At 68.4% G+C, this 24115-nt stretch carries 20 protein-coding genes; 16 read left to right on the top strand and 4 right to left on the bottom strand.

Going from position 1 to position 24115, the window contains the following annotated elements:
* Nucleotides 1–16 precede the first annotated feature (16 nt).
* The gene (locus tag CFB39_RS16010; RefSeq protein ID WP_089473614.1) at nt 17–979 is read right to left on the bottom strand and encodes a LysR family transcriptional regulator; all 963 of its coding nucleotides are present in this window, start codon (nt 977–979) and stop codon (nt 17–19) included.
* A 216-nt stretch (nt 980–1195) separates the two neighbouring features.
* On the opposite strand from CFB39_RS16010, the gene CFB39_RS16005 reads away from it, so the two are divergent.
* From CFB39_RS16005 to CFB39_RS15965, 9 genes are all read left to right on the top strand, one after another.
* The gene (locus tag CFB39_RS16005) at nt 1196–3328 is read left to right on the top strand and encodes a 3-hydroxyacyl-CoA dehydrogenase NAD-binding domain-containing protein (protein ID WP_089473613.1); all 2133 of its coding nucleotides are present in this window, start codon (nt 1196–1198) and stop codon (nt 3326–3328) included.
* Between the two features lie 29 nt (nt 3329–3357).
* Entirely contained in the window at nt 3358–4566 is a 1209-nt protein-coding gene (locus tag CFB39_RS16000; protein WP_089473612.1) for an acyl-CoA dehydrogenase family protein, read from the top strand.
* A 14-nt stretch (nt 4567–4580) separates the two neighbouring features.
* The gene (locus CFB39_RS15995; protein ID WP_089473611.1) at nt 4581–5717 is read left to right on the top strand and encodes an acyl-CoA dehydrogenase family protein; all 1137 of its coding nucleotides are present in this window, start codon (nt 4581–4583) and stop codon (nt 5715–5717) included.
* A 30-nt stretch (nt 5718–5747) separates the two neighbouring features.
* Nucleotides 5748–6953 carry a CaiB/BaiF CoA-transferase family protein gene (locus CFB39_RS15990; protein ID WP_089473610.1) on the top strand — a complete coding sequence of 402 codons (1206 nt, stop codon included), beginning with the start codon at nt 5748–5750 and terminating at the stop codon, nt 6951–6953.
* 194 nt (nt 6954–7147) lie between these two features.
* A complete protein-coding gene (locus tag CFB39_RS15985; RefSeq protein ID WP_089431721.1) occupies nt 7148–7453 on the top strand; it encodes a DUF485 domain-containing protein in 306 nt (101 codons plus the stop codon).
* A gap of 11 nt (nt 7454–7464) precedes the next feature.
* The gene (locus CFB39_RS15980) at nt 7465–9150 is read left to right on the top strand and encodes a cation acetate symporter (protein ID WP_089473609.1); all 1686 of its coding nucleotides are present in this window, start codon (nt 7465–7467) and stop codon (nt 9148–9150) included.
* A 358-nt stretch (nt 9151–9508) separates the two neighbouring features.
* The gene (locus CFB39_RS15975) at nt 9509–10798 is read left to right on the top strand and encodes a dicarboxylate/amino acid:cation symporter (protein ID WP_060321844.1); all 1290 of its coding nucleotides are present in this window, start codon (nt 9509–9511) and stop codon (nt 10796–10798) included.
* 4 nt (nt 10799–10802) lie between these two features.
* Nucleotides 10803–12812: an ATP-binding protein gene (locus CFB39_RS15970; protein WP_089431720.1), complete on the top strand. Its 2010-nt coding sequence runs from the start codon at nt 10803–10805 to the stop codon at nt 12810–12812.
* 92 nt (nt 12813–12904) lie between these two features.
* Nucleotides 12905–14260 (top strand): sigma-54 dependent transcriptional regulator, encoded by a 1356-nt coding sequence (locus tag CFB39_RS15965; protein ID WP_089426405.1) that lies wholly within the window; start codon nt 12905–12907, stop codon nt 14258–14260.
* 97 nt (nt 14261–14357) lie between these two features.
* On the opposite strand, the gene CFB39_RS15960 is transcribed toward CFB39_RS15965, so the two are convergent.
* Nucleotides 14358–14894, bottom strand: a complete 537-nt coding sequence (locus tag CFB39_RS15960; protein ID WP_089426404.1) for a peroxiredoxin — start codon at nt 14892–14894, stop codon at nt 14358–14360.
* 160 nt (nt 14895–15054) lie between these two features.
* Between CFB39_RS15960 and CFB39_RS15955 the strand changes: the two genes are divergently transcribed.
* Nucleotides 15055–15627, top strand: a complete 573-nt coding sequence (locus CFB39_RS15955) for a hypothetical protein (protein WP_089473608.1) — start codon at nt 15055–15057, stop codon at nt 15625–15627.
* A 333-nt stretch (nt 15628–15960) separates the two neighbouring features.
* Here CFB39_RS15955 and CFB39_RS15950 read toward each other — a convergent pair whose 3' ends face one another.
* A complete protein-coding gene (locus CFB39_RS15950) occupies nt 15961–17592 on the bottom strand; it encodes a YifB family Mg chelatase-like AAA ATPase (RefSeq protein ID WP_089473607.1) in 1632 nt (543 codons plus the stop codon).
* A 294-nt stretch (nt 17593–17886) separates the two neighbouring features.
* A complete protein-coding gene (locus tag CFB39_RS15945; protein ID WP_006489451.1) occupies nt 17887–18138 on the bottom strand; it encodes an accessory factor UbiK family protein in 252 nt (83 codons plus the stop codon).
* A 355-nt stretch (nt 18139–18493) separates the two neighbouring features.
* On the opposite strand from CFB39_RS15945, the gene CFB39_RS15940 reads away from it, so the two are divergent.
* From CFB39_RS15940 to CFB39_RS15915, 6 genes are all read left to right on the top strand, one after another.
* Complete coding sequence (locus tag CFB39_RS15940) at nt 18494–18832, top strand: P-II family nitrogen regulator (protein WP_004198020.1); 339 nt, start codon at nt 18494–18496, stop codon at nt 18830–18832.
* A 37-nt stretch (nt 18833–18869) separates the two neighbouring features.
* On the top strand, nt 18870–20384 hold the full coding sequence (locus CFB39_RS15935; RefSeq protein ID WP_089473606.1) for an ammonium transporter: 1515 nt from the start codon (nt 18870–18872) through the stop codon (nt 20382–20384).
* 243 nt (nt 20385–20627) lie between these two features.
* The gene (gene gshA / locus CFB39_RS15930) at nt 20628–21917 is read left to right on the top strand and encodes a glutamate--cysteine ligase (RefSeq protein ID WP_089473605.1); all 1290 of its coding nucleotides are present in this window, start codon (nt 20628–20630) and stop codon (nt 21915–21917) included.
* Nucleotides 21918–21943: 26 nt separating this feature from the next.
* Entirely contained in the window at nt 21944–22900 is a 957-nt protein-coding gene (gene gshB, locus CFB39_RS15925; protein ID WP_089456980.1) for a glutathione synthase, read from the top strand.
* 231 nt (nt 22901–23131) lie between these two features.
* Nucleotides 23132–23602, top strand: coding sequence for a PTS sugar transporter subunit IIA (locus CFB39_RS15920; protein WP_089426398.1), 471 nt, complete (start codon nt 23132–23134; stop codon nt 23600–23602).
* 73 nt (nt 23603–23675) lie between these two features.
* Nucleotides 23676–23945, top strand: coding sequence for an HPr family phosphocarrier protein (locus tag CFB39_RS15915; RefSeq protein ID WP_089441083.1), 270 nt, complete (start codon nt 23676–23678; stop codon nt 23943–23945).
* Nucleotides 23946–24115: the final 170 nt, after the last annotated feature.

Here is a 24115-nt window from a genome sequence, read left to right as displayed (position 1 = left end):
TGCCCGCCCCGGCGCGCTATTGTCGCCGCGTGCCCGGCGGCTTGTCACCCGACAGGAAACCCTGACGCAGCGCGCCGGGCCCGCCCCGGCCGGTCTTTCCGGCCTGTTCGAGGATGAACTCTATGAACGTCGACGTCGCGCGCGTGTGGTGCCGGTTCGGCATGTAGAGCATGTACATGTGCGTGCCGAAGATGCTGAGCCGGTACGCGTCGAGCGACGTGACGACCGTGCCGCGCCGGATGTCGTCCTGCACCACGTAGTCGGGCACGATGCCGACGCCGATCCCGCCGAGGATCGCCTGCCGCAGGAACAGGAAGTTCTCCGAAACCAGCGTGGGCTCGAGCAGCACCTCATGGCGCTCGTCGCCGAGATACGCGGCGATCCTGAGCTGCCGGCCCATCACCGTCGCGGTGACGACGGGGGCGGCCGACAACGCGCCGAGGCTCGCCGGCATCCCGTGCTCGGCCGCGAAGGCGGCCGACGCGCACGCGACGTAGCGCACCGCGCCCATGTCGCGCGCGACGAGGTTCTGCGGCGGCTCCGGCATCACGCGCACCGCGATGTCGATCTCGTCGCGCATCAGGTCTTCCACGCGGTTCTCGAACACGACGTCGAGCACGATGCCTGGATGCAGCCGCTTGAACGCGAGCAGCCAGTCGGACATCACCATCTGCCCGTAGCCGCTCGGCACCGACAGCCGCACGCGGCCCTGCAGGTCCTGGCCGAGCGTCGTCACCGATTCCTGCGCGGCGAGCAGTTCGTTGCGGATGCGCCGGCCGTGCTCGTACAGCTTCAGCCCGATCTCGGTCGGCTCGATGCGCCGCGTCGTGCGCCGCACGAGCTGCTGGCCGATCGACCGCTCGAGCTGGTTCAGCCGGTAGCTGACGTTCGCGCGGCTCATCTTGAGCCGCTGCGCGGCCTTGCTGAGATTGCCGGCGTCGAGGATCTCGACGAGCAGCGTCAGCGCGTTCAGGTCCATGCGTCGCGTCTCCTGATCCGTCCCGGTTAATGGTCGGAAGCATTCAGTGTCAAGTCGGACTTGACAGCTTGTAAAAGCGGGAGGGAATTGTCAATGAATCTAGATCAATCGAGAATCAGGTCATGCCCGGCGTACGGCCGGATCTTGTCCCGCTTCGTGCGGGACGGGGGCCGGTGCCCGGCGTCGACGCACCAGCCGCCGCGTCAAGGAGACACGATGAATTCACCCGCTTCCCCCGCCAGCCCGGCCGGCACCGTCACGCGCGAACGGCGCGACAAGGTGCTCGTCGTCACGATCGACCATCCGCCCGTCAACGCGCTGTCCGCCGAGGTGCGGCGCGGCCTCGCCGACGCGCTCGACGCCGCGCAGGCCGACGACGCGATCCGGGCGGTGCTGATCGTCGGCGCCGGCCGCAACTTCATCGCGGGCGCCGACATCCGCGAGTTCGGCAAGCCGATCGCGCCGCCGTCGCTGCCTGATGTATGCGAGCGGATCGAATCGGGCGCGAAGCCGGTCGTGGTCGCGCTGCACGGCGCGACGCTCGGCGGCGGCCTCGAAGTCGCGCTCGCCGCGCATTACCGGCTCGCGGTGCCGGGCACGAAGCTCGGGCTGCCCGAAGTCACGCTCGGCCTGCTGCCCGGCGCGGGCGGCACGCAGCGCGCGCCGCGCCTGATCGGTGCGAAGGCCGCGCTCGACCTGATGCTGACGGGCCGTCATGTGAGCGCGGACGAAGCGCTCGCGCTGGGCCTCGTCGACCGCGTCGCGCACAGCGACGACACGCTCGCCGAAGGCCTTGCTTACGCGCAGGAGCTCGTATCGCTCGGCGCGCCGGTGCGCCGCACGCGCGACGCGCGGGGGCTCGCCGACCGCGCGGCCGCGCAGGCCGCGATCGATGCGGCGCGTGCCGAGCTGCCGAAGAAATCGCGTGGCCTGTTCTCGCCCGCGAAGATCGTCGACGCCGTCGAGGCCGCGCTCACGCAGTCGTTCGACGCGGGGATGAAGCTCGAGCGCAGCCTGTTCCTGCAGTGCGTCGACAGCCCGCAGCGCGCGGGCCTCGTGCATGCATTCTTCGCGGAGCGTGAAGCGGCGAAGGCACCCGAGGCGCGGCGCGCGAGCGCGCGGTCGGTCGAGCGGATCGGCGTGGTCGGCGGCGGCACGATGGGCGCGGGCATCGCGGTCGCGGCGCTCGATGCCGGGCTGCCGGTGACGATGATCGAACGCGACGAAGCATCGCTCGCGCGCGGCCGCGCGCACGTCGAGAAGGTGTACGACGGCCTCGTCGCGAAGGGGCGGATGACGCCGGCCGCGCACGCGGCGCGGCTCGCGCGCTTCAAGGGCAGCACGTCGTACGACGCGCTCGCGCAGGCCGACGTCGTGATCGAGGCGGTGTTCGAGGACATGGCCGTGAAGCAGGCCGTGTTCGCCGAACTCGCGCGCGTGTGCAAGCCGGGCGCGGTGCTCGCGACCAACACGTCGTATCTCGACATCGACGCGCTGGCCGCCAGCATCGACCGGCCGGCCGACGTGATCGGCCTGCATTTCTTCTCGCCGGCCAACGTGATGAAGCTGCTCGAGATCGTCGTGCCGGCCCGCGTGAGCGCGGACGTCGTCGCGACCGCGTTCGCACTGGCCAAGCAGCTGAAGAAGACGCCGGTGCGCGCCGGCGTGTGCGACGGCTTCATCGGCAACCGGATCCTCGCGGTCTATCGCACGGCGGCCGACTATCTGATGGAAGACGGCGCGTCGCCGTACCAGATCGATCGCGCGGTGCGCGAATTCGGCTTCCCGATGGGGCCGTTCCAGGTCGTCGACCTCGCGGGCGGCGACATCGGCTGGGCGACCCGCAAGCGCCGCGCGGCGACGCGCGACCCGCGTGCACGCTACGTGGCGATTTCCGACCGGCTGTGCGAGCGCGGCTGGTTCGGCCAGAAGACGGCACGCGGCTACTACCTGTATCCGGACGGCGCGCGCGTCGGCACGCCGGACCCGGAAGTCGAGGCGATCGTCGCGGAAGAGCGCGCGAAGAAGGGCGTCACGCCGCGCACCTTCACCGACGACGAGATCCTGCGCCGCTACCTCGCCGCGATGATCAACGAAGGCGCGAACGTGGTGCACGAGAAGATCGCGCTGCGCCCGCTCGATGTCGATGCGGTGTTCCTGCACGGCTACGGCTTCCCGCGCTATCGCGGCGGCCCGATGCATTACGCGGACACGGTCGGCCTCGCGAACGTGCTCGCCGATATCCGCGCGTTCGCGAAGGAAGATCCGCTGTTCTGGAAGCCGTCGCCGCTGCTCGTCGATCTCGTCGCGCGCGGCGCGGATTTCGCGAGCCTGAACCGCATCGACTGAACGCCCACCGCATTCGCCACGGACCGAAGATGGACCTCAATTTCACTCCCGAAGAGGAAGCCTTCCGCACCGAAGTGCAGCGCTTCCTGCAAGCCGAACTGCCCGCGCGCATCGCGCGCAAGGTGAAGGGCGGCCTGCATCTCACGCGCGACGACATGCGCGAATGGCACGCGATCCTCAACGCGCGCGGCTGGCTCGCGAGCCACTGGCCGCGCGAATACGGCGGCCCCGGCTGGAGCGTCGCGCAGAAGTTCCTGTTCGACAACGAATGCGCGCTCGCGGGTGCGCCGCGCATCGTGCCGTTCGGCGTGAACATGCTCGGCCCCGTGCTGATCAAGTACGGCAACGACGCGCAGCAGCGCCACTGGCTGCCGCGCATCCTCGACGGCACCGACTGGTGGTGCCAGGGCTACTCGGAGCCGGGCGCCGGTTCCGATCTTGCAGCGGTGAAGACGCGCGCGGTGCGCGGCATCGACGCGCAGGGCGAGCATTACCTCGTGAACGGCCAGAAGACGTGGACCACGCTCGGCCACTACGCGAACATGATCTTCTGCCTCGTGCGCACCGCGACCGACGTGCGCAAGCAGGAAGGCATCAGCTTCCTGCTGATCGACATGAACACGCCGGGCGTCGAGGTGCGCCCGATCGTCACGCTCGACGGCGAGCACGAAGTGAACGAGGTGTTCTTCACCGACGTGCGCGTGCCGGCGGCCAACCTCGTCGGCGAGGAGAACCGCGGCTGGACCTACGCGAAATACCTGCTCACGTACGAGCGCACCAACATCGCGGGAATCGGCTTCTCGACGGCCGCGCTCGACCGGTTGCGCGCAGTCGCCGCGAAGGTCATGAAGAATGGCCGGCCGCTCGCGGACGATCCGTTCTTCGCGGCGCGCGTCGCGCGGGTCGAGATCGAACTCGAGAACATGCGCACGACCAACCTGCGCGTGCTGGCCGCGGTCGCGGGCGGCGGCGCGCCGGGCGCGGAAAGCTCGATGCTGAAGATCCGCGGCACGCAGATCCGCCAGGAGATCACCGCGCTGATGCGGCGCGCGATGGGGCCGTACGCGCAGCCGTTCATCGAGGAGGCGCTCGATGCCGATTACGACGGCGAGCCGGTCGGCCCGGACGACGCCGCGAGCGCCGCGCAGCAGTACTTCAACAACCGGAAGCTGTCGATCTTCGGCGGCTCGAACGAGATCCAGAAGAACATCATCGCGAAGATGATGCTCGGGCTGTAACGAGGGACGCGACGATGGATTTCCAGCACACAGAAGACCGCCGGATGCTGGCGGATACGTTGAACCGCTTCATCGCCGAACAGTACGCGTTCCCGGTGCGCGATCGCATCGCGCAGTCGGGCGAGGGTTTCGATCGCGCGATGTGGCGGCGCCTTGCCGACCTCGGCACGGTCGGCGCGCTGTTTTCCGAAGCCGACGGCGGGTTCGGCGGCGCGGGCTTCGACATCGCCGTGGTGTTCGAATGCCTCGGGCGCGGGCTCGTCGTCGAGCCGTTCCTCGGCGCGTTGCTCGCGGGGCGTGCGCTGTCGCTCGCCGGCGGCGCCGCGCATCGCGACCGGCTGGCCGCGCTGATCGACGGCAGCGCGAGCGCCGCGTTCGCGCACGACGAGCCCGGCTCGCACTACGAACTGACGACCGTGCGCACGCGCGCCGAATGCTCGGGCGACGGCTGGGTGCTGACGGGCGCGAAGGGCGTCGTCGACCAGGCTGCGCAAGCGGCGTTCTTCGTCGTCAGCGCGCGGGTGTCGGGTCACGACGACGATGCGGCCGGCATCGGCCTGTTCGTCGTGCCCGCCGATGCGCCGGGCGTATCGCTGCGCGACTACCGGAAGATCGACGGCGGCCGCGCGGCCGAGGTGCGCTTCGAGCACGTCGTGCTGCCGGCCGATGCCGCGCTCGGCGCGCACGACGGCGAAGCAGGCGCCGAGTTGCTCGAACGCGTGCTCGGCTACGGATTGCTCGCGCTGTCGGCGGAGGCGCTCGGCGCGATGGACGTCGCGAAGGAATACACGCTCGACTACCTGCGCACGCGCAAGCAGTTCGGCTTGCCGATCGGCAGCTTCCAGGCGCTGCAGCACCGGATGGCCGACCTGCTGCTCGAAGTCGAGCAGGCGCGCTCGGCCGTGATCAACGCGGCCGCGCAGCTCGATGCGCCGCGCGGGGTGCGCGAACGCGCGCTCGCGGCGGCGAAGGTCACGATCGGCCGGATCGGCACGCTCGTTGCCGAAGAGAGCATCCAGCTGCACGGCGGGATCGGGATGACGTGGGAGCTGCCGCTGTCGCACTACGCGAAGCGCCTCGTGATGATCGATCACCAGCTCGGCGACGAGGATCATCACCTCGCGCGCTACATCGCGCTGTCGAAACAGTAAAGACGAACGACGCGAACGGAGGAGACAACGATGACGAACGAATCGCGCGCATTGCCGCTGGCCGGCGTGAAGGTGCTCGATTTCTCGCGTGTGCTCGCGGGCCCGTGGTGCGCGATGGTGCTCGCCGATTTCGGCGCGGAAGTGATCAAGGTCGAGCATCCGGCGCGCGGCGACGACACGCGCGACTGGGGCTTGAGGATCGGCGACACCGAGACGACCTACTTCAACAGCGTGAACCGCAGCAAGCGCTCGATCTGTCTCGACCTGCAGACTGAAGACGGGAGGCGGCTCGCGCGCGAGCTGGCCGCGCAGGCCGACGTGGTGCTCCACAACTTCAAGTTCGGCGGCGCGGAAAAGCTCGGGCTCGGCTACGACGCGCTGGCCGAGCTGAATCCGCGCGTCGTGCACTGCGCGATTTCCGGCTACGACCGCTCGGGCGCCGAGGCCGCGCGGCCCGGCTACGACCTCGTCGTGCAGGGCGAGGCCGGGCTGATGGCGCTGAACGGCGAGGCCGGCCAGCCGCCGCTGAAGTTCGGCGTCGCGGCGGTCGACCTGTTCACCGGCATGTATTCGGCGCAGGCGATCCTCGCCGCGCTGTACGAACGACACGCAACGGGGCGCGGGCGGCGCATCGAAATGGCGCTGTTCGACTGCGGGCTGATGATCACCGCGTACTACGGGCTCGACGCGCTGCTGATGGGCGAGGACCCGCCGCGCTACGGCAACGCGCATCCGTCGATCGTGCCGTACGGCGTGTTCGACGCGGCCGACGGCCCGCTCGTGATCACGGTCGGCAACAACCCGCAGTTCGCGCGTTTCTGCGACGCGATCGAGCGGCCCGATCTCGCGGCCGACGAACGCTACAAGACCAACCTCGGCCGCTCGGAAAACCGCGCCGAGCTGCTTCCCGAGATTCGCGGCGAACTCGCACGCCGGTCGCGCGCGACGTTGCTCGCGGCGCTCGCCGACGCGGGCATTCCGTGCGGCGAAGTGCTCGGGCTGCACGAGGCGCTGAAGTCGGAACGCGCGACGCGCGCGGGGCTCGTCACGCGGCAGCCGCATCCGGTCGCGGGCGGCGTCGACGTGCTGGCGCCGCCGTACCGGTTCGATGGCGCGCGGTTGCCGGTGCGCGGCGCGCCGCCGGTGCTTGGTGCCGACACGGATGCGGTGCTCGGCGGCTGGCTCGGGATGTCGGCCGACGAGGTTGCGCGGCTGCGTGCGGATCGCATTGTGTAACGCGTTTCATGCGTTGCCGCCGTGGCGCGGGCGGAGCAGTCGACGCGCCAGCCATCCATAAGACATTCCTCGCGACGACGAGGAGGTTGCCCTGCGGGGACTGGAGTAGGCGCTAAAGCGCCAACTCCGGTCGACCGCGAAGCATGGGACCAGAGTAAGCGCTGAAGCGCCAACTCTGGTCGACAGGAGACACCATGGAGCTTTCCGTCATCGAATCGGTCACGGCGCGCCGTGACTACCAGCAGCTCGTGCGGGCGCGGCGCCGCTTCAGCTTCACGCTGACGGCGCTGATGATCGCCACGTACTACGGCTTCATCCTGCTCGTCGCGCTCGCGCCGCACGTGCTCGCCGCGCCGCTGTACCGCGGCGCGACGATGACGGTCGGGATCGCCACCGGCGTCGCGATCATCCTGGTCGCGATCAGCCTGACCGCGTGCTACGTGCTGCGCGCGAACCGTGCGTTCGACCGCCGCGTCGACGCGATCCTGCAGCGTTCGTGACGGAGGCCGACATGCGACGACTCTCGATGGCGCTCGGCGCGCCTGCCGTTCTCGCTTCCACCGCCGCGCACGCGGTATCCGTCGCGGGCCCGATGCCCGACAAGGTCGAACTGAACCCGGTCGCGATCGGGATGTTCTTCGCGTTCGTGTTCGCGACGCTCGCGCTCACGCGCTGGGCCGCACGCCGCACGCGCTCGACACGCGACTTCTACACGGCCGGCGGCGGCATCACCGGGCTGCAGAACGGGCTTGCGATCGCGGGCGACTACATGTCGGCCGCGTCGTTCCTCGGGCTGTCCGGGATGGTGTTCATGTTCGGCTTCGACGGGCTCATCTACTCGATCGGCTTCCTGGTCGGCTGGCCGTTCGTGATGTTCCTGATCGCCGAGCCGCTGCGCAACCTCGGCAAGTTCACGTTCGTCGACGTCGTCGCGTACCGCTTCGCGCAGCGGCCGATCCGGCTGCTGACGTCCGCGAATTCGCTGACCATCGTCGTGCTGTACCTCGTCGTGCAGATGGTCGGCGCGGGCAAGCTGATCCAGCTGCTGTTCGGGTTGTCGTACGGCATGGCCGAGCTGATCGTCGGCGTGCTGATGGTGGTCTACGTGTTCTTCGGCGGGATGACCGCGACCACCTGGGTGCAGGTGATCAAGGCCGTGCTGCTGCTGTGCGGCGCGACGCTGCTCGTCGTGCTTGCACTGGGCGAATTCGGCTTCAGCGTCGACGAGATGTTCCGCCGCGCGGTGGCCGTGCATCCGGGCGCGCTGTCGATCATGGGCCCCGGCAAGCTGATCCGCGATCCGGCCAACGCGCTGTCGCTCGGCATCGCGCTGATGTTCGGCACGGCCGGCTTCCCGCACATCCTGATGCGCTTCTTCACGGTGCCGAACGCGAAGGAGGCGCGCAAGTCGGTGCTCTATGCGACCGGCTTCATCGGCTATTTCTATTTGCTGACCTTCGTGATCGGCTTCTCGGCGATCGTGCTGCTCGCGCAGCATCCGGAGTTTTTCAAGCTCGGCGCGAACGGCACGTTCAACCTGACGCACGACCTGCTCGGCGGCTCGAACATGGTCGCGGTGAAGCTCGCGCAGGCGGTCGGCGGGAACTGGTTCTACGGGTTCATCGCGGCCGTCACGTTCGCGACGATCCTCGCGGTGGTCGCGGGCCTCACGCTCGCCGGCGCGACGACGATCTCGCACGACCTGTATGCGCAGATGTGGGCACGCGGCAAGCCCGACGAGCGCGTCGAGATGCGTATCTCGCGCGCGGCGACGATCGCGCTGTCGGCGGTCGCGATCGGGCTGTCGATCCTGTTCGAGCACGTGAACGTCGCGTTCATGGTCGGCCTCGTCGCGGCGGTGGCCGCGAGCGCCAATTTCCCGGTGCTCGCGATGTCGATTTTCTGGCGCGGGATGACGACGCGCGGCGCGGTGCTCGGCGGCGGCCTCGGCCTCGTGTCGGCGGTCACGCTCACGGTGCTGTCGAAGTCGGTGTGGGTCGACGTGCTGCACCACGCGCACGCACCGGTGTTCCTCGACAACCCGGCGCTCGTGTCGGTGCCGCTCGCGTTCATCGGGATCGTCGTCGGCTCGCTCGCGGATCGCGGCGAGCGCGCGCGGCGCGAGCGCGACGCGTTCGCGCAGCAGGAGTTCTACGCGCAGACGGGCGTGCTGGCCGGCCGCGCCGTGCAGCATTGATTCGTCAGATGAATGAGTGCATCCGTCCGGATCGCCGGACGGATATTTTCCGGAAATCCGGAAACCCGGATTTCCTTGCCTGCCGCATTATGAGAAATACAATGAATACAAAGGTTTGACGGGTTTCAGGAACCTGGCATTGACCTTGCAATATAAAGCGCACGGCCCTCCCCCGGCCGAACTACTACAGCAAGCAAGGAGACAATCGATGACCACTGCCTTCCTCCCCCTCCGGACGTCCTGAGGCATCGCTTGTTGCGGCACGGCAGCCGCGCGGGCGAGTGAATCTTCCCCTGTGACATTCGTCCGCGCGCGTGACGCCGTTTCCATCGGCTCATCTACTTCTGCAGGAACCATCGTGAAGAAGAAACCCTTCTACAAAGTGCTCTATGTGCAGGTGATCTTCGCCATCATCGTCGGCGTGATCCTCGGCCACTTCTATCCGTCGATCGCCACCGACATGAAGCCGCTCGGCGACGGCTTCATCAAGCTGATCAAGATGGTGATCGGCCCGATCATCTTCTGTACGGTCGTCACCGGCATCGCCGGCATGGAGGACATGAAGAAGGTCGGCCGCGTCGGCGGCAAGGCGCTGCTGTACTTCGAGATCGTGTCGACTTTCGCGCTGGTGCTCGGCCTGGCGGCCACGCACATCCTGCGTCCGGGCGTCGGCTTCAACATCGATCCGGCGACGCTCGACGGCAAGGCCGTCGCGTCGTACGCGGCGAAGGCGCACGGGCAGTCGACGGTCGACTTCCTGATGCACATCATCCCGAACACGATGGTCGATGCGTTCGCGCAGGGCGAGATCCTGCAGATCCTGCTGATCGCACTGCTGTTCGGCAGCGTGCTCGCGCATCTCGGCGAGCGCGGCAAGGTCGTCACCGACTTCATCGACGGGCTCACGCGCGTGCTGTTCGGCATCGTGCACATCGTCACGAAGCTGGCGCCGATCGGCGCGTTCGGCGCGATGGCGTTCACGATCGGCAAGTACGGCGTCGGCTCGCTGGTGCCGCTGCTCAAGCTGATCGGCACGTTCTACCTGACGTCGGTCGTGTTCGTGCTCGTCGTGCTCGGCACGATCGCGCGGGTCACGGGCTTCTCGATCATCCGCTTCGTGTCCTACATCAAGGAAGAGCTGCTGATCGTGCTCGGCACGAGCTCGTCGGAAGCCGCGTTGCCGCAGCTGATGGAAAAGCTCGAGAAGGCCGGCTGCTCGCGTTCGGTCGTCGGCCTCGTCGTGCCGACCGGCTATTCGTTCAACCTCGACGGCACCAACATCTACATGACGATGGCCGTGCTGTTCATCGCGCAGGCGACCAACATCGAACTGACGTGGATGCAGCAGCTCACGCTGCTCGCCGTCGCGATGCTGACGTCGAAGGGCGCGAGCGGCGTCACGGGCGCGGGCTTCATCACGCTCGCCGCGACGCTGGCCGTCGTGCCGACGATCCCGCTGTCGGGCATGGTGCTGATCCTCGGCATCGACCGCTTCATGAGCGAATGCCGTGCGCTGACCAACATCGTCGGCAACGGCGTCGCGACGGTCGTCGTGTCGGCCTGGGAGAAGGAGCTCGACCGCAACAAGCTGCGCCAGGCGCTGAAGGGCGGCGGCGAAGTGGCGCCGACCGAGACGGCCGGCGTCTGACGTCATGAAGGAGCAGGCGGCGGCACCGCCCGCCGGCGGTGCGAGCCGCGGCGGTCGAGGCGGAAGGGCGGAGGCCTATGACACAATAGGTGATCCGCATCGCCAGGAAGCCTCGACCGTGACGCGCCGTCTGCTCATTCTCGTCGTGCTTGCCGCCGCGCTCGCCGCGGCGTGCACGCTGACGTGGACGATCACCTGGCGGCGCGGCGTCGCCGAGCTGCAGCGCAACGCCGCGGTGCGCGTCGACCGCACCACCAACGCGCTCAAGAGCACGCTCGACCGCTACGAGTCGCTGCCCTATCTGCTCGGCAGCCACCCGTATGTGCAGGACCTGCTCGCCGAGCCGACGCGCGCCGACTACACCGGGCGCGTCAATCGCTATCTCGAAGACCTCAACGAACACGCGCACGCGACCGTCACCTACGTGATCGGCGCGGACGGCCTGTGCGTCGCCGCCAGCAACTGGCGCGCGCCCGACAGCTTCGTCGGGACCGAATACCGCTTCCGCCCGTATTTCCTCGATGCGATGAACGGCCAGGTCGGCCGCTTCTTCGGGATCGGCACGATCTCGCGCGATCCCGGCTACTACATCTCGCAGCCCGTGTGGCGCGACGGCAAGATCGCGGGCGTGGTCGTCGTGAAGCTCAACCTCGAATGGTTCCAGGGCGCCGATGCGTCGGAGCCGCTCGTCGTCGCGGACGATCACGGCGTCGTGTTCCTGTCGTCGGTGCCCGCATGGAAGTACCACACGCTGCGCCCGCTCACGGGCCCTGTCGCCGCGTCGATCTACGAGACGCGCCAGTACGCGCAGCAGCCCGTCACGCCGCTGCCGCTGCGCATCGAGCAGGTGCTCGGCCCCGATGCGGAAATCGTGCGCCTGGGCCCCGGCATGCGCGCGCCGCGGTTCCTCGCGAGCAAGCGCCGGATCGGCGAGCCCGACTGGCTGCTCGTCACGCTCGCGCCGATCGCGCCCGTCGACGCCGATGCGCGCAACGCGACGATCGTCACCGGTTTCGGCTTCGTGTCGGTCGCGCTGCTCGCGTTCTACTGGCGGATGCGCCGCGCGCGCGTGCGTGAAATGATCCGCGGCCGCGCGCTGCTGCAACAGGCGTACGCGGAGCTGAACCGGCGCGTCGAGGAGCGCACGGCCGACCTGTCGGAAGCGAACGAGCAGTTGCAGAAGGAAGTCGGCGACCGGATCCGTGCGGAGCAGGAGCTGCGCGCCGCGCACGACGAACTGATCCAGGCGAGCAAGCTCGCCGCGCTCGGCCAGATGGCGGCCGGCATCACGCACGAACTGAACCAGCCGCTCGCGGCGCTGCGCAGCTTCTCGGACAACACGCGCGTGTTGCTCGATCGCGGCGAGCAGGCGGCCGCGCGCGAGAACCTCGAGGCGATCGCCGCGCTCACCGAGCGGATGGGCAAGATCACGAACCAGCTGAAGCTGTTCGTCGGCCGCGCGAAGCCGCGCAACGAGCAGGCGCTCGTCGTGCGCGCGCTGCGCAGCGTGCTGTCGTTGCTCGACGAGCGGCTGCGCGGCGTCGCGCTCACGCTGACGCTGCAGGACGCGACCGTGTCGCCCGCGCAGGATGCGCCGCTCGACCTGGCGCGCGACTATCCCGAGCTCGTCGCCCGTTGCGAGGATCTGCGCCTCGAACAGGTGCTGATCAACCTGCTCGGCAACGCGCTTGACGCGGTGGCCGGCGTCGCGGCGCCGGCGATCGAGGTGACGATCGCGGTGTCGGCGGCCACGCTCGCCGTCGAGGTGCGCGACAACGGAAGCGGCATTGCCCCTGACTTGTTGCCGCGCCTGTTCGAGCCGTTCTTCACGACCAAGGAAATGGGGCGCGGGCTCGGCCTCGGCCTCGCGATCTCGTCGTCGATCGCGAGCGACGCGGGCGGGGCGCTGACCGCGCGCAACGCGCCGTCGGGCGGTGCGCTGTTCGTCTTGACGCTGCGGCGCGCCCGCACGCATCATCCGGACTCCGTGTCCGAGCCGGCGGGCTCGCGCTAGGCGCGCCACGCCGCCCGCCCGATCGGCGCACGATCGGTATCAACGACGCCGCGCGCGCTGTCGCCGCGGCCCGTCAGGAGCAAGTGAGTACGATGGCCAACCGGCTGCAAGTGATCTATATCGAAGACGATGCGCTCGTTCGCCGGGCCAGCGTGCAGAGCCTTCAGCTGGCGGGGTTCGACGTCGCCGGCTTCGAGTCGGCCGAGGCGGCCGAGAAGGCGATCGTCGCGGATAACGCCGGCGCGATCGTCAGCGACATCCGGCTGCCCGGCGCGAGCGGGCTCGACGTGCTCGCGCAGTGCCGCGAGCGCGTGCCCGACGTGCCCGTGATCCTCGTCACGGGGCACGGCGACATCTCGATGGCCGTGCAGGCGATGCGCGACGGCGCATACGACTTCATCGAAAAACCGTTCGCGGCCGAGCGCCTGATCGAGACGGTGCGGCGCGCGCTCGAGCGCCGCGAGCTCGTGCTCGAAAACCACGCGCTGCGGCGCGAGCTGGCCGGGCAGAACGTCGTCGCGCCGCGCATCATTGGCCGCAGCCCCGCGATCGAGCAGGTGCGCAAGCTGATCGCGAACGTCGCGCCCACCGATGCGTCGGTGCTGATCAACGGCGACACCGGCGCCGGCAAGGAGCTGATCGCGCGCAGCCTGCACGAGCTGTCGCCGCGCCGCGACAAGCCGTTCATCGCGGTGAATTGCGGCGCGCTGCCCGAGCCGATGTTCGAGTCGGAGATGTTCGGCTACGAGCCCGGTGCGTTCACCGGCGCCGCGAAGCGCCGCGTCGGCAAGCTTGAATATGCATCGGGCGGCACGCTGTTCCTCGACGAAATCGAAAGCATGCCGCTCGCGCTGCAGGTGAAGCTGCTGCGCGTGCTGCAGGACGGCGTGCTGGAGCGGCTCGGCTCGAACCAGCCGATCCGCGTGAACTGCCGCGTGGTGGCGGCCGCGAAGGGCGACATGAGCGAGCTCGTCGCGGCCGGCACGTTCCGGCGCGACCTGCTGTACCGCCTCAACGTCGTGACGATCGCGCTGCCGCCGCTGGCCGAGCGCCGCGAGGACATCGTGCCGCTGTTCGAGCACTTCATGCTCGATGCGGCCGTGCGTTACGCGCGGCCCGCGCCGGTGCTGACCGACCGGCAGCGCGCGAGCCTGATGCAGCGCGACTGGCCCGGCAACGTGCGCGAGCTGCGCAACGCGGCCGACCGCTTCGTGCTCGGCGTGGCCGACATGCCGCAGGAGACGGGCGCGAGCGGCGACGACGCCGACAGCGAGCAGACGCTGAAGGAGCGCATCGAGCAATTCGAGCGCGCGGTGATCGCCGAGGCGCTGAACCAGACGGGCGGCGCGGTCGCCGCGACGGCCGACCGGCTGCATGTCGGCAAGGCGACGCTGTACGAGAAGATGAAGCGCTACGGGCTGTCGGCGAAAGGCGAAACCGAGCGCTGAAAAGCAAACGGACCGCGGAACCGGCTTGCCCGGTCGTGCGGTCCGTCGTGCGGGGAAGGGCGCGGTGCGCGGCCCTTCGAGCCGGATCGGGCGGCGCTCAGGCTGCGTTGCCGTCGAGTGCCTTCTTGAGCAGCGCGTCGAGTTCCGCGAACTGCGGTGCGCCGACGTAGCGCTTCAGGATCTTGCCGTCCTTGTCGACGACGAAGGTCGTCGGCGTGAGCTGCACGTTGCCGAACTGCTTCGCGACGCTGCCGTCGTCGAGCGCGACCTTGAACGGCAGCTGGCGCGTCTGCGCGTAGTTCGCGACGTACATCGGCGGATCGTAGTTCATCGCGACCGCGACGAATTCCAGACCCTGACCCTTGAAGCGATTGTAGGTATCGACCATCTGCGGCATTTCCTGCATGCAGGTCGCGCAGCTCGTCGCCCAGAAGTTCACGAGATAGACCTTGCCTTTCAGGTCGCCTGCAGTCGAGACCTTCTGGCCCGACAGCAGCGTGAACGTGGCGTCCGGCACGCTGGACTTGCCGTTGAACGCGAAGAAGCCGGCGACGGCGATCGCCGCGACGACAGCGGCGGCGACGATGTAGCGGACGGGGCCGGCGCTGCGCCGGACGGGAGGCGTGGTGTTCATCTGGTGCTCTCGGAGTCGGTCGATGACGCGGATCAATGCAAAGGACATCGAAATTCGGCGCTCATTTTAGCGCGAATGCGGCTTGCGCACCGACGGCGGCCACGCATCCCGGATGTCACGTTCAGCGGATAATGCCCGTTTTGCCTGCCCGATCCACGCCATGCCGAAGGAAGTCACCGTTTCGTTGCGCCCCCTTTTTCGTCCGCTGCGACACTTCGCCGCGCTCGCGTGCATGAGCGCGGTGCTGGCCGCGTGCTCGCCGTCGTACGACTGGCGCACGCTGCACAACGATGCCGGCTACACGATCGACCTGCCGGCGAAGCCGACCGTCGAGGAGCAGCCGGTGGCGATCGGCGGCGCGTCGATGCCGATGCGGATGCAGGCCGCGCACGTCGACGGCGCGGTGTTCGCGGTCGGCACGCTGACGCTGCCGGACGACCGTGACGACACGCGCCGCGCGGCGCTCGAATTCCTGCGCGCCGGGCTGTCGCGCAACCTCGAAGGCGCGCCGCAGACGGCTTCCGTGCCCGTGCCGCTCGCGGCCGGCGGCGCGGTGAACGGGCTCGAGCTGCGCGTCGCGGGCGCGGCCGCCGGCGGCGATCGCGCGCACAAGACGATCGTGGCGCGACTCGTCGCGCGCGGCCGGCACGCGTACCAGGCCGTCGTGATCGCCGACGGCCCGCTCACGCAGGAGCAGCTCGACCAGTTTTTCGGGTCGTTCAAACTCGACTGACGGCGGCCGGAGAGGGCGCTCAGACACTCTGTGACAACTGAAAGTTCATTCGCAGCTTTCGACGCTAGTCGCCGGATTTTGCGAGGTTTTTTCGGCTATCCACAGCGCATGTGGATAACTTTGTTGAAAAGTTGCCCGGATTTCCCGCCAAGCCGCGCGGGACGGCCTTCCGGCCCGTTTGGCCGCTCGCTCGCGTTTTGATAAAAGTCAATCAAAACAACGAGATACGGATTCCGTGCTGCAAAGGTCTCGCCGAGCCCTGATCCGGGGCCGGATTCGCGGAATTGTGCATAAGTCAAGTCTTGACAGCCGGATTTTGTCCTCCGAGGGCGTTCAGAGCGCCGTCAGTGCGCGCCGGTAGCGGATCGCTTCGGCGATCTGCGCGGCCGTCGGCAGCGGGTCGCCGGCCAGGTCGGCGATCGTCCGCGCGACCTTCAGCACGCGGAAATACGCGCGCGCCGACCAGCCGAAGCGCTCGCCGGCCTCGCGCAGCAGCCGTTCGCCTTCGTCGGTCGGCCGGCACAGGTCGTCGGTCTCGCGGCCGCTCAGCATGTGGTTCGTCTTGCCCTGCCGGTCGAGCTGCAGCGCACGCGCCTGCGCGACCCGCGCGGCGACCGCCGCGCTCGGCTCGCCGGGCGCCGACGCGCGCGTCGCCAGTTCGGCCGGCGACAGCGCGGGCAGGTCGATCTGGATGTCGATGCGGTCGACGAGCGGCCCCGACAGCTTGCGCAGGTAGCGCGCGGCGACGTCCGGCGAGCAGCGGCAGCGCCCCGACGGATCACCGTGCCAGCCGCACGGGCAGGGATTCATCGCGGCGATCAGCTGGCATGCGGCCGGGAAGTCGGCTTGCTGCGCCGCGCGTGAAATCGTGATGCGGCCGGCCTCCAGCGGCTCGCGCAGCATCTCGAGCACGTGCCGGTCGAATTCCGGGAGTTCGTCGAGGAACAGCACGCCGAGGTGCGCGAGCGTGATCTCGCCCGGTTGCGGCGGGTTGCGGCCGCCGACCAGCGCGGCGGCGCTCGACGAGTGATGCGGTGCACGGAACGGCCGCCGGCGCCACTGCGCGGGCGAGAAGCCGAGGCGGCTCGCGGAGAGGAGCGCCGCCGACGTCAGCGCCTCGTCGTCGGTCAGCGGCGGCAGGAGGCCCGGCAGCCGGGCGGCCAGCATCGACTTGCCGGCCCCCGGCGGCCCGACCATCAGCATGTGATGGCCGCCCGCGGCCGCGACTTCCAGCGCGCGGCGGGCGCCGCGCTGGCCGACCACGTCGGCGAGATCGGGGGCGGCCGGCGTCGGCAGGCCGTCGAGGCACGGTGCCGCGACCGGGTCGAGCCGCCCGTCGGGCGCGCCGGTGAGGTGCGCGCACAGCGCGGGCAGGTCCGGCGCGCCGAACACGGTGACGCCCGGCACGAGCGCGGCCTCGGCGGCGCTGGCGAGTGGCAGGTACAGCTCGGGGGTGTTCGACGCGGCGGCGGAGCCCGGCTCCGGGCCGGCCCCTTGACCACCGTTGGCTGAACCGGAGAGCGTGCCGGAACCCGAGCCTAAAGCCGCGCCACTTTCGGCTGATTGCCCATCCCGCGCCACGCCGCACGCCATCGCGAACGCGCCGCGCATCGGCCGCAGCGCGCCGGTCAGCGACAGCTCACCCGCGAATTCGCGGCCGGCCAGCGCGTCGGCCGGGATCTGGCCGTTCGCGGCGAGGATGCCGAGCGCGATCGGCAGGTCGAACCGTCCCGACTCCTTCGGCAGGTCGGCCGGCGCGAGGTTGACGGTGATGCGGCGCACGGGGAATTCGAAGCCGCAGTTCTGCAGCGCGGCGCGCACCCGCTCGCGGCTTTCGCGGACTTCGAGATCGGGCAGGCCGACGATCGAGAACGACGGCAAGCCGTTGGCGAGATGGACTTCGACGGTGACGTCCGGCGCACGGCCGGAGGCGGGCGCGCGACTGCGCACCACGGCGAGCGACATGGCGAGGCTCCTGTAAGCAAGACGGACGACGGCCGTTCGAGGCCGCATGCCGCGGGAATCGGAGGAATCGGTGCGCGCTTGCCGGCGTGGCGCGGGGAAAGAACGAGGAACAGCGGAACGACGGACTGCGAAGAGCGATGAACAGCGAAGAGCGGGGTGCTGCGGAGAACGACGGGCGACGAAGAGCGATACGGTGACTTCAGTGCTTCAGTGCTTCAGTGCTTCAGTGCTTGAGGCGGCGGGCGCGGGCCGCACGAGGCGGCCCGCGCCCGGACCTTGCGGCCGGGCAGGGCGTCAGGCTTGCGGCGCGGCGAGCTTCTGCTCGAGTTCCGCGACGCGTTTCTCGAGTTCCTCGAGGCGCACGCGGGTGCGGGCGAGCACTTGCGCCTGCGTGTCGAATTCCTCGCGCGTGACGAGATCGAGTTTCGAGAAGCCTTGCGACAGCATGGCCTTCACGTTGCGCTCGACGTCCTTGGCCGGCGAGTTTTTCAGCAGATCGCTGACGCGCGACTGCAGATCGTTGAAAACGTCGCTGGGTTGCTTCATGTGATTCCCCTTCCTTGCACAAAAAATGTGCATCTTCAGTTGCGTACGTGCCCATGATGCACGCATGACCGGAAATGGTGCGCCCGGAGCGCGAATTCCGGGCATGGCGCCCGCATGGGTGAATGCCCCGGCGATCCGGGACGTGCGTGCACTCTAGCAACGATCCTTTCGCTGCGCCAGCAAACCGGGCCACGTTGGCCATTCGGCCGGGCTTCCGCACCTTACATCACGCGATGCGACCCCTTGGTGAAGCCCTTTGAAACGGTGCTCGAACCGACTTGGCATGCGAGTTGCTGAGAAGAGTCCGTTACAACATTCCAACCAATTCGACGGGACAACCCAGCGAGAGGACTTCATGAAACTCATTACCGCAATCATCAAGCCGTTCAAGCTCGATGAGACGCGCGAAGCGCTGTCGGCGCTTGGCGTCTCGGGCATCACGGTGACGGAGGTGAAAGGGTTCGGTCGGCAGAAGGGGCACACCGAGCTGTACCGCGGCGCCGAATACGTGGTCGATTTCCTGCCGAAGATGAAGATCGAGGCAGCCGTGTCCGACGATCTCGTCGACCAGGCGGTCGAGGCGATCGAGCGGGCCGCGCGCACCGGCAAGATCGGCGACGGCAAGATCTTCGTCACGTCGATCGAACAGGTGATCCGGATTCGCACCGGGGAGACGGGCGCTGACGCGCTGTAACAGAACAGACAAGACAAGCGACAAGAGGAAACCCAAGATGCGCAAACTTCTGATGTCCCTGCTGATGGCCGGCTCGCTGATCGCGGCCGGCGTCGGCCCCGCGCTCGCCGACGACGCGGCGTCCGCCGCGGCTGCGTCCGCGCCCGCCGCAACGGCTTCCGACGCGTCGGCTGCCGCCGCTCCGGCCGCTTCGGCGCCGGCTGCCACCGACGCATCCGCCCCGGCCGCTGCCGCCGCACCGGCCTCGGGCGCCACCGATGCGTCGGCTGCTGCCGCCGCTTCGGCACCGGCCGCTCCCGCCGCGCCGACCGCGCCGTTCTCGGTTGATTCGTCGAAGATCAGCGCGGGCGACACCGCGTGGATGCTGACCTCCACCGCGCTCGTGCTGTTCATGACGATCCCCGGCCTCGCGCTGTTCTACGCCGGCATGGTCCGCAAGAAGAACGTGCTCGCGACCGTGATGCAGAGCTTCGCGATCACCGCGGTGATCACGGTGCTGTGGACGGTGGTCGGCTACAGCCTCGCGTTCACGCCGGGCAACGGCTTCATCGGCGGGCTGTCGCGTGCGTTCCTGCACGGGATGACCTACGTCAAGGGCGACAAGGCGACGACGCTGACCGTCAGCCACCTCGCGACGACGATTCCGGAATCGGTCTACTTCGTCTACCAGATGACGTTCGCGATCATCACGCCGGCGCTGATCTGCGGCGCGTTCGCCGACCGGATGAAGTTCTCGGCGATGCTCGTGTTCATGACGCTCTGGTCGCTGATCGTCTATGTGCCGATCGCGCACATGGTGTGGGAGCCGACCGGCTGGCTGTCGGCCGACGGCGTGCTCGACTTCGCGGGCGGCACGGTGGTGCACATCAACGCCGGTATCGCGGGCCTCGTGTCGTGCCTGATGCTCGGCAAGCGGATCGGCTTCGGCCGTGAATCGATGGCGCCGCACAACCTCGTGCTGACGATGATCGGCGGCTCGATGCTGTGGGTCGGCTGGTTCGGCTTCAACGCCGGTTCCGCGGTGGCGGCCGACGGCCGTGCCGGCTTCGCGATGCTGACGACGCAAGTCGCGACGGCCTGCGCGGCGCTCGGCTGGATGTTCGCCGAGTGGCTGTCGCACGGCAAGCCGTCGGTGCTCGGCATCGTGTCGGGTGCGGTCGCGGGTCTCGTCGCGATCACGCCGGCGGCCGGCTTCGTCGGCGTGACGGGTGCCCTCGTGATCGGCATCGCGGCCGGCGTCGTGTGCTTCTGGTCGGCGACGTGGCTCAAGTCGAAGCTCGGCTACGACGATTCGCTCGACGCGTTCGGCGTGCACGGCATTGGCGGGATTCTCGGCGCGCTGCTGACGGGCGTGTTCGCGATCAAGGACATCGGCGGTGCCGACGGCAGCCTGCTGCTGCAGGCCAAGGGCGTGCTGATCACGCTGGTCTACAGCGGCGTGCTGAGCTTCGTGCTGCTGAAGCTGATCGACCTGACGATCGGTCTGCGCGTGTCGGAAGAGGAAGAGCGCGAAGGCCTCGACGTGGTCCTGCACGGCGAGCATGTCGAATAAGTCACAGGAATGACCGGCGGGCCGCCGCGACGACGGCGCCCGCTCCGAATGAGCGCAGCGACTTCGGCCCGCCCACCCGGCGGGCTTTTTTTCTCCTGTCACCCACTGCCGTAGCGCATAACCCTTTGCACTATCGGGTCAATAGCCGAAAACTTCCTCCAAACCCTTGCGAAGCCGGGAACAATCCCCAAATGGGCAGGGCAATTGCTCTACAATCTTCATTCTCCCGCTCGCGAGTGATTCATGGTTCCCCACCTCGTTACGGCGTTGAACGGTCCGCTGCTCGAACTCGAGCAGAAGATCCTCGACGCGACGCCTGCGATCGAACGCTGGTTCAGGCTCGAATGGCAGGAACACACCCCGCCGTTCTATTGTTCGGTGGACCTGCGCAATGCCGGCTTCAAGCTGGCGCCCGTCGACGCGAACCTGTTTCCCGGCGCATTCAACAATCTGCCGTCCGAAGTGCTGCCGCTCGCCGTGCAGGCGGCGATGGCCGCGATCGAGAAGATCTGCCCGGACGCGAAGAACCTGCTCGTGATTCCCGAGCTGCCGACCCGCAACGCGTTCTACCTCGAGAACGTCGCACGGCTCGCGACGATCATGCGCCAGGCCGGCCTGAACGTGCGCTTCGGTTCGCTCGACCCGAGCATCACCGACATGACGCCGATCACGCTGGCCGACGGCCAGAAGATCGTGCTCGAACCGCTCGAGCGTTCGCAGCGCCGCCTCGGCCTGAAGAATTTCGATCCGTGCTCGATCCTGCTGAACAACGACCTGTCGGCCGGCATCCCGGCGGTGCTGGAAAACCTGCACGAGCAGTACCTGCTGCCGCCGCTGCACGCGGGCTGGGCCGTGCGCCGCAAGTCGACGCACTTCTCGTGCTACGACGACGTCGCGAAGAAGTTCGCGAAGATGGTCGGCGTCGATCCGTGGATGGTGAATCCGTATTTCGCACACGTGGAAGGCGTCGACTGGCAGGCGCATGAAGGCGAGCAGGCGCTCGCCGACGCGATCGACGGCGTGCTGAAGAAGATCGCGCGCAAGTACCGCGAATACGGGATCAGCGAGAAGCCGTACGTTGTCGTGAAGGCCGACGCGGGCACGGCGGGGCGCGGCGTGATGACCGTGCACGACGCGGCCGAGATCGGCCGGATGTCGAAGGCCGAGCGTGCGCAGATGGCCGAGTCGAAGGCCGGCCTCGCGGTGCGCGACGTGATCGTGCAGGAAGGCGTGTATACGTTCGAGCGCGTCGGCGACGAAGTCGCGGAGTCCGTCGTGTACATGATCGACCGCTACGTGGTCGGCGGCTTCTACCGCACGCACGCCGGCCGCGAGCGCGACCAGAACCTGAACGCGCCCGGCATGCACTACGTGCCGCTCGGCTTCGAGCACACCGCGCTGCCGGATGCGGGCGCGAAGCCGGGTGCCGCGCCGCCGAACCGTTTCTACATGTACGGCGTCGTCGCGCGGCTGTCGCTGATCGCGTCGTCGATCGAACTGGAAAAGACCGACCCCGAAGCCATCCAGGTGTAACGGACCTTCGCCACGTACAGGACGTCATGGACATTCTCTTTATCGCCGATCCGCTCGAGCGCTTCAAGATCTACAAGGATTCGACCTACGCGATGATGGCCGAGGCGGCGCGGCGCGGGCATGCGGTGTACGCGTGCGAGCCGAACCAGCTCGCGTGGACGGGTTCGGCCGTCGAGGCCGACGTGCGTCGCATCACCTTCGTCGGCGACCCGGACGACCTGCATCGCGAGACATGGTACGAGGCCGGGCCGGTCGACGCGCGCCGCCTCGAATCGTTCGGCGCGGTGCTGATGCGCAAGGATCCGCCGTTCGACATGGAATACGTGACGTCGACCTGGCTGCTGGAGCTGGCCGAGCGCGCCGGCGCACGCGTGTTCAACAAGGCGCAGTCGATCCGCGATCATTCGGAGAAGCTCGCGATCGGCGAGTTTCCGCAGTTCGTCGCGCCGACGCTCGTCACGCGCGACGCGAAACGGCTGCGCGCATTCCACGCCGAGCACGGCGACGTGATCCTGAAGCCGCTCGACGGGATGGGCGGGATGGGCGTGTTCCGCGTGAAGCCGGACGGCATGAACCTCGGTTCGATCATCGAGATGCTGAGCCACGACGGCACGCGTTCGGTGATGGCGCAGAAATTCATCCCCGAGATCAAGGCCGGCGACAAGCGCATCCTGCTGATCGGCGGCGAGCCGGTGCCGTTTTCGCTCGCCCGGATTCCGCAGGGCAGCGAGGTGCGCGGCAATCTCGCGGCGGGCGGCCTCGGCGTTGCGCAGCCGCTGACCGCGCGCGATCGTGAGATCGCCGACACGCTCGGGCCGGTGCTCGCGGCACGCGGGTTGCTGCTGGTCGGCCTCGATGCGATCGGCGACTGGCTGACCGAGGTGAACGTCACGAGTCCGACGTGCTTCCGCGAGATCATGGAGCAGACGGGCTTCGACGTCGCCGCGATGTTCATCGACGCGCTGGAGCGTGCGGCCGCGTAGGCCGCTTTCCCGCGCAACCCCGGCGGCGGCCGCGCAGGTCCCCCGTCGCCGGAGCAGTTCGACCGGCCTGCTACAATGCCCGCTTGCCCGGTGCCGCGCTCGCGCACCATAGGCCCGGCGGTCGGGCCGAAACTGTTGCAAGGCTGAACATGGAACGTTTCCCTCACTCGCTACGCTCATTGCCCCGCCGCGGGGTGTCGGCCCGCCAGGGGCGGCCGGGAGCGATCTGACATGGCCGGGATCCTGATCATCGCGCACGCCCCGCTCGCCACCGCGCTGCGGGACTGCATCGCGCACATCTATGGCGGCGTGCCTGCCCGCATCGGCTGTATCGACGTGATGGCGGACAGCGATCCGACCCAGGTGATGGCGTTCGCGCACGCGGAGCTCGCGCGGCTCAAGGAAGAGAACGGCGTGGTCGTGCTGACCGACATGTACGGCGCGACGCCCGCGAACATCGCCGGCCAGCTGGCCAAGATCGACAACGTGCGGGTGCTCGCGGGCGTGAACCTGCCGATGCTCGTGCGGGCCGTCTGCTACCGCACCGTGCCGCTCGACAAGCTGGTCGACAAGGCGCTGTCCGGCGGCGCGAAGGGCGTTCACGAGGTGTCGTCCGGTACGCCGCCGCCGCCGACGGAAACCGGCTGCGGCCAGTGCGCGCCGATTCCGCCCGAACCGCAGCCGCGCACCGAATCGCACTGAGTTCCCGTTTTCCGTTTTAGACCGCACCGCCGGCGCGCGCCGCCGGCGGCCCCGACCGACCCGACCGAGAATCATGCTTCAACAAGAAACCACCATCGTCAACAAATTGGGGCTCCATGCGCGCGCATCGGCCAAGCTTACGCAACTGGCCGGCAACTTCCAGTCGGAAGTCTGGATGACGCGCAACGGGCGCAAGATCAATGCGAAGAGCATCATGGGCGTGATGATGCTGGCGGCCGGCATCGGCAGCACCGTGACGATCGAGACCGACGGGGCCGACGAGCAGGAAGCGATGGACGCGCTGCTGAAGCTGATCGCCGACAAGTTCGGCGAAGGCCAGTGATCCAGGGCCTCTTTCCATATGGAAACAGGCCCTCGGATCGTTGCCGTTTCCAGCCAGAATGCCGCGGATTCCGCGGCATTTTTTTCGTCGCAAGCATTGATGCGGAATGCGCAATGCTGCGGTGCATGCAGTCAGCGGGGAGTCGCGGAATTTATAATCGCTAACCGGGG

Origin of the sequence: Burkholderia sp. AU6039, assembly GCF_002223365.1 — a bacterium.
GTDB lineage: Bacteria > Pseudomonadota > Gammaproteobacteria > Burkholderiales > Burkholderiaceae > Burkholderia.
The sequence above is the reverse complement of the archived record's forward strand: the minus strand, read 5'-3'. Positions and strand labels throughout refer to the sequence as shown.

Bases quoted from the DNA above. Each gene is read 5' to 3' on its own strand.
- CFB39_RS16010 (WP_089473614.1), bottom strand. From the start codon at position 979: ATGGACCTGAACGCGCTGACGCTGCTCGTCGAGATCCTCGACGCCGGC.
- CFB39_RS16005 (WP_089473613.1), top strand. From the start codon at position 1,196: ATGAATTCACCCGCTTCCCCCGCCAGCCCGGCCGGCACCGTCACGCGC.
- CFB39_RS16000 (WP_089473612.1), top strand. From the start codon at position 3,358: ATGGACCTCAATTTCACTCCCGAAGAGGAAGCCTTCCGCACCGAAGTG.
- CFB39_RS15995 (WP_089473611.1), top strand. From the start codon at position 4,581: ATGGATTTCCAGCACACAGAAGACCGCCGGATGCTGGCGGATACGTTG.
- CFB39_RS15990 (WP_089473610.1), top strand. From the start codon at position 5,748: ATGACGAACGAATCGCGCGCATTGCCGCTGGCCGGCGTGAAGGTGCTC.
- CFB39_RS15985 (WP_089431721.1), top strand. From the start codon at position 7,148: ATGGAGCTTTCCGTCATCGAATCGGTCACGGCGCGCCGTGACTACCAG.
- CFB39_RS15980 (WP_089473609.1), top strand. From the start codon at position 7,465: ATGCGACGACTCTCGATGGCGCTCGGCGCGCCTGCCGTTCTCGCTTCC.
- CFB39_RS15970 (WP_089431720.1), top strand. From the start codon at position 10,803: ATGAAGGAGCAGGCGGCGGCACCGCCCGCCGGCGGTGCGAGCCGCGGC.
- CFB39_RS15965 (WP_089426405.1), top strand. From the start codon at position 12,905: ATGGCCAACCGGCTGCAAGTGATCTATATCGAAGACGATGCGCTCGTT.
- CFB39_RS15960 (WP_089426404.1), bottom strand. From the start codon at position 14,894: ATGAACACCACGCCTCCCGTCCGGCGCAGCGCCGGCCCCGTCCGCTAC.
- CFB39_RS15955 (WP_089473608.1), top strand. From the start codon at position 15,055: ATGCCGAAGGAAGTCACCGTTTCGTTGCGCCCCCTTTTTCGTCCGCTG.
- CFB39_RS15950 (WP_089473607.1), bottom strand. From the start codon at position 17,592: ATGTCGCTCGCCGTGGTGCGCAGTCGCGCGCCCGCCTCCGGCCGTGCG.
- CFB39_RS15945 (WP_006489451.1), bottom strand. From the start codon at position 18,138: ATGAAGCAACCCAGCGACGTTTTCAACGATCTGCAGTCGCGCGTCAGC.
- CFB39_RS15940 (WP_004198020.1), top strand. From the start codon at position 18,494: ATGAAACTCATTACCGCAATCATCAAGCCGTTCAAGCTCGATGAGACG.
- CFB39_RS15935 (WP_089473606.1), top strand. From the start codon at position 18,870: ATGCGCAAACTTCTGATGTCCCTGCTGATGGCCGGCTCGCTGATCGCG.
- gshA (WP_089473605.1), top strand. From the start codon at position 20,628: ATGGTTCCCCACCTCGTTACGGCGTTGAACGGTCCGCTGCTCGAACTC.
- gshB (WP_089456980.1), top strand. From the start codon at position 21,944: ATGGACATTCTCTTTATCGCCGATCCGCTCGAGCGCTTCAAGATCTAC.
- CFB39_RS15920 (WP_089426398.1), top strand. From the start codon at position 23,132: ATGGCCGGGATCCTGATCATCGCGCACGCCCCGCTCGCCACCGCGCTG.
- CFB39_RS15915 (WP_089441083.1), top strand. From the start codon at position 23,676: ATGCTTCAACAAGAAACCACCATCGTCAACAAATTGGGGCTCCATGCG.